Origin of the sequence: Sebaldella sp. S0638 (assembly GCF_024158605.1) — a bacterium.
Lineage (GTDB): Bacteria > Fusobacteriota > Fusobacteriia > Fusobacteriales > Leptotrichiaceae > Sebaldella.
Map to the genome: position 1 here is coordinate 1 of NZ_JAMZGM010000179.1, position 4,914 is coordinate 4,914.

The 4,914-nt window shown below is 31.6% G+C and carries 6 protein-coding genes and 1 riboswitch; of the genes, 5 read left to right on the forward strand and 1 reads right to left on the reverse strand.

The annotated features are described in order from the left end of the window. Positions 1-513 precede the first annotated feature (513 nt). Positions 514-631: riboswitch (molybdenum cofactor riboswitch) on the reverse strand. 213 nt (positions 632-844) lie between these two features. Beyond that, positions 845-1,339, reverse strand: coding sequence for a hypothetical protein (locus tag NK213_RS18840; RefSeq protein WP_253352125.1), 495 nt, complete (start codon positions 1,337-1,339; stop codon positions 845-847). A 195-nt stretch (positions 1,340-1,534) separates the two neighbouring features. Here NK213_RS18840 and NK213_RS18845 point away from each other — a divergent pair, with 195 nt between their 5' ends. The 5 genes from NK213_RS18845 (at position 1,535) to NK213_RS18865 (ending at position 4,852) form a co-directional block, all read left to right on the forward strand. After that, positions 1,535-2,116 carry a GrpB family protein gene (locus tag NK213_RS18845; protein WP_253352126.1) on the forward strand — a complete coding sequence of 194 codons (582 nt, stop codon included), beginning with the start codon at positions 1,535-1,537 and terminating at the stop codon, positions 2,114-2,116. A gap of 48 nt (positions 2,117-2,164) precedes the next feature. Beyond that, the gene (locus NK213_RS18850) at positions 2,165-3,076 is read left to right on the forward strand and encodes an AraC family transcriptional regulator (RefSeq protein WP_253352127.1); all 912 of its coding nucleotides are present in this window, start codon (positions 2,165-2,167) and stop codon (positions 3,074-3,076) included. A gap of 128 nt (positions 3,077-3,204) precedes the next feature. Then, positions 3,205-3,447 carry a ribonuclease HII gene (locus NK213_RS18855; RefSeq protein ID WP_253352131.1) on the forward strand — a complete coding sequence of 81 codons (243 nt, stop codon included), beginning with the start codon at positions 3,205-3,207 and terminating at the stop codon, positions 3,445-3,447. 191 nt (positions 3,448-3,638) lie between these two features. After that, entirely contained in the window at positions 3,639-4,232 is a 594-nt protein-coding gene (locus NK213_RS18860) for a GNAT family N-acetyltransferase (protein WP_253352133.1), read from the forward strand. Between the two features lie 20 nt (positions 4,233-4,252). Beyond that, positions 4,253-4,852: a hypothetical protein gene (locus NK213_RS18865; protein WP_253352134.1), complete on the forward strand. Its 600-nt coding sequence runs from the start codon at positions 4,253-4,255 to the stop codon at positions 4,850-4,852. Positions 4,853-4,914 lie beyond the last annotated feature (62 nt).

Genomic DNA, 4,914 nt, shown 5'->3' on the forward strand with positions numbered 1-4,914 from the left:
GGGTTTATTACTCCTTACCAGGCTAGATTCAATTTCTTTGGATCCTAATGTTCCCATTTTGCTTGACCATTACATTATAATACACTTCTATTGTGATTTTTATGTGAAGATTTTCAAATTTTTTCAAAAATTTTCTGTATTAGTATTCTTCCTTTTGTTTATATCCCGCTTTTCAATATTTCCAATAAAAAAACAGTACTTCCTCATAGAAATACTGTATTAATAATTTAAGTCTGATTTATAGAGGTCAGGGACTCACTTTTCGTCTGGGCATAACGAAAAGACAGTAAGAATTTATGAATTTGGACATTCATTAGTTTTGGGCTTTCTAATTTACTAAAATACAAAAAATTAAATATTAGATATATATTTTACTATTGTTTAGGATAAGTATTTATCTAAAAACCCTAACCTCTATAAATCAAACCTAAATCTTTCCTTGATTATTTTCAGCGTATTTATTTTCAGACAACAAAAAAACGCTTCTCTGCACGAAAAAAGCGCTAAACATGTGTTCAACAAGACAGCCGACCTTTCCGCACTGGGAGGCATACCCGTTTCCAGATATACCCAGCTCAAATCAGCATGGAAAATTCTTCTTTAGCCGAAATGAGTCGGTGGTAATATTATATTTATTATAAGTTTAACATCAATTATCTGTTATGTCAATATGACGGAAGTTTTTTATGCTGTTATATTTTGAATTTTTTCTTCTCGGTTCATGAAATTCCGGTAATTTATCTTCGGTAAATTTAATTGAATATAATTATTTTTAATGTTATACTCAATGACCATAATAAAAACAGAGGGATTTTTTCATATGAAATTTTTGTATTTCACCTGATTATCTTCTAAAAAAATCAGATATCTTTCTGAATACAGAACTAAAGAAATTCCCATTCTTTTTTCCGTTTTCATATTTGGTATTATTAATTTCTATGAAATAGGAATAATCACGAAACTGCCCGTCACAGCTTGTCCCTTTGAACTTTTCCACTTCTTTGGTTTTAGTGTATGTTTTTATCTTGTCATTATCCCTAATCCTAGTTACTTCATTACGAAAAAAATATACCATATCGGCATTCTTATAATAGCCGCTGCCTAAATACTCGTAGGTCTGATCATCTGTTGTAAGAAATTCTTCCCCGTAAATGTATAATTTATTATCAAGTTTAAATATCAGATTAGAATCAAAATTTTCCGCTGAATCAGTGTACACTGTCAAATTACTGCTGTCCGTTGATATACCTGACTTTTCTAAATAATCGGTTATTATAGGTTTACACGGATAAACAGCAAAAAACAGAATATAAAATAATATAAAAATCATTTTTTTCATAATCAGACTCCTTAAATTTCTTTTATTTATTATACTACAATTCTAAATATATAAATACTTTTTATTTGGACTTTACGGAAATAATGATGCATTTAGTCTACTATGTAAGAATCTGTTCAAACAATTTTCTAATCTGCTGTTTTTCTATAATATGATATAATATAAGAAATAAAATTCAAACAGGAGTTGTTAAAATTGAAAAAACAATTATCAGAAATGTCTCTGGAAGAACTCTGGGAACTGTTCCCCATAATTTTAAAAGATTATAATCCTGAATATAAACAATGGTATGAAACTGAAAGCCAAAATATCCTAAACTCCACAGACGCCAAAAACATTATACGGATCAGCCATATTGGAAGTACCGCAGTAGAAAATTTGATTTCAAAACCCACAATAGACATACTACTGGAAATTGACGGCAGCAGCATTATTACACAGCTTATTAAAGATCTGAAAACAGCAGGCTGGACCCTTATGATGCATGAAAACAGTCCTGTTAAATGGGAGTTTTGCAAAGGTTATACCCCGGAAGGATTTGCTGAAAAAGTATTTCATCTTCATGTCAGATATGTTGGAAACTGGAACGAACTGTATTTCAGGGATTTTCTTATTAAATATCCTGATATTGCCAATGAATACGGGAAATTAAAACTGTCTTTACAAAAAGATTTTGAACATAACAGAGACGGCTATACAGCTGCAAAAACTGAATTTATCATAAAATATTCGCTTGCTGCAAAGCAGGAATTCCCTGATAGATACAAACCTGAATAAATCTGCATAATTTTAATAATAAATAAGGCAAAAGGAGGTGCTGTACTTTTGAAATATGTTAATAGTATAAAATTCAGAAACGGAAGCAAAGAAGAACTGCTGTCCGACCTGACCCCGGACTTTCCCTATATTGCTTCTTATGTTGAACTGGATAAACATACAGGACGCTTTGTACCCTGGCACTGGCATAAAGAAGTCGAATTGTTTTATATAAAAAGCGGTGTTTTGGAATACTACACACCAAAGAAAAAAATTGTCTTTCCTGCAGGCTCTGGAGGAATTATTAATTCTAATGTGCTTCACATGACAAAAACTCAGGATAATGTGAATAATACAGTTCAGCTTGTACATATATTTGATACTTCGTTTATCGGCGGACAGTCTGGAAGTAAAATAGAACAAAAATATATTACACCGCTTATTACCGCGCCGCAGATAGAAGCACTGGCATTCTACCCCGACACTCCCGAACATACTGAATTACTTGGTCTGATCAGCAGATCTTTTGAACTGGAAGACAGCAGCTACGCCTATGAGATAACATTACGGTCTGTTTTGTCAGAAATATGGACAAGACTTTTTTCACTTTCAAAACCTTTATTGGAAGAAAAAGAAAGTTATGATAAAACAAATGACGAACTAAAGATGATGATGATATACATATATGAGCATTATATGGAAAAAATCTCAATACAGGAAATTGCAAATTATGCATTTATCAGTGAAAGAAAGTGTTTCCGAATATTTCACGAACGCCTTCACACAACGCCGATTGAATACATAAAAAACTACCGTCTGCAAATAGCATGCAGTATGTTAATAAAAAGTCAGGAAACTATTTCTGCTGTTGGTCATGCCTGTGGATTAGGAAGCAGCAGTTATTTCGGAAAAGTCTTCAAAGAACACTTCGGATGCTCTCCTGCGGAGTATCGTATAAAATGGCAGAATATTGATACATAATAGCAGTAACAAGATATCTATTCAAAAATGTTTTTGTTACAATATATTTGTAAGGATGATAAAACAATTTACAAAAATAAAATATATCACAGTTATCGTCCGCTAAATTTTTGAATGGAGGACATTTTATGATTGTGAAATTAAATATTTTCAATATGGAAAATTTTTTACAAGTAATAAATGAATGTCGTGGAGCAATTAATTTATTAACTCAGGGAAACAAAAGAGAAAATATTAACGGACAATACGGTATTCAGAACGAGTTACTGAAAAAGTATAAAAAAAATAAAAATTTTTTGCAGCTTTCATTAGACATTGCGAATCTAAAGGATTATACAGATATTGTATTTTTTACAATTGCTGATTATTAAAATCAGGCTTTCACTGCTTATCCTGTAAAGTGTTTTTAGCTAAATTCCGACACTTTACAGGATTTTTTTATAGAATAATTTGCTTTAATTTTAGGCTGTGCTATAATTATTATAGTAAGATAAATAATTTGTTACTGTTATAAATATACATCATTCCTTAGATTGACTGCTCATTTTTTGGAGGTGATCAAGTGGAAATTGAAATAAAAAAACTGACACCCGGCTTGCTGGAAGATTATCTGTATTTTTTTGAGAATACAGCCCACAAAGATATCAAAGACCATGATGTCAGATGTTATTGTATGAGTTGGTGCAGTGATGATCAGAAAGAAGAAGACTTTCCGTCAGCAGAAATAAGGAGAAACTATGCTGTTCGATATGTAAAAAACGGAATGCTTCAAGGCTATTTAGCGTATTATGATAATCGGATTATAGGATGGTGCAATGCCAATAACAGGGCAGACTGTACAAAATGCCACAGCTGGCGTTATTCTTTGTCTTCTGTAAATACCACAGAATCTGACCCTGACATAAAAGTAAAATCTATATTTTGTTTTATAATTGCTCCTGACATGAGAAGAAACGGTATTGCTGTGCAATTACTGGAATATGTGTGCAAAGATGCGGCTAATGATGGTTTTGACTATATTGAGGCATATCCAAATAAAAATTTTGTGAGTGTACACGATGATTTTATGGGTCCTGCTGATTTATATAAAAAATGCGGCTTTAGTATTTATGGAGAAACTGAACATAAAATTGTTATACGGAAATATTTAAAGTGATTTTATGGAGGTGTAGAGATATGAAGAAATTTTATTGGTTATTATTATTCATAATTTTGTTTGCAGGGTGTTCAAGGAAGGTTGATACAGTCATAAATAAACTGGAAAATAATTCCAGCTCGTATACGAAATTGCAAAAACAGAATTTACAGCTGTTTTGCAGTGATATTGATGAAATATTAAATCTTAAAGAGGAAGAAAGCCTGTCTGCTTCTTTATCTAAATCTGAAGCTGACAGAATAAACCGGTTCAAAGCTGAGTATGGCGAATATATCAAGAAACACAGTATTGAGGAATCCGTTACATATCTAAAAACTCCATATCATATGAGCAATTTGAATGCATCCAGAGTCAATTCCCAGAAAATACAAAAATTTTTAAAAGACCGAATAAATTTTCCAAAAGAGCAGAATGTTATAAACTACAAAATAATTAATTTACAGCTTATAATGAGGCGTAATACCTCTGTAACATTTAAGCCTTATTATTCTGCTGAAAGAACAGAAATTTTGAACAATAGTGATCTGGAATGGCAGAAAAAGAAATATAAAGAAATTGTTGCTAATATTATGGAACAAGTGTCCAGATTTAAGAGAAAAACAAAGTTGGTGTTAGTATGAAAAAGTGGACACAAAAATCTTGATTGTGTAAACTAATTGAGAGAAGGCAGGTGTCCGAAATG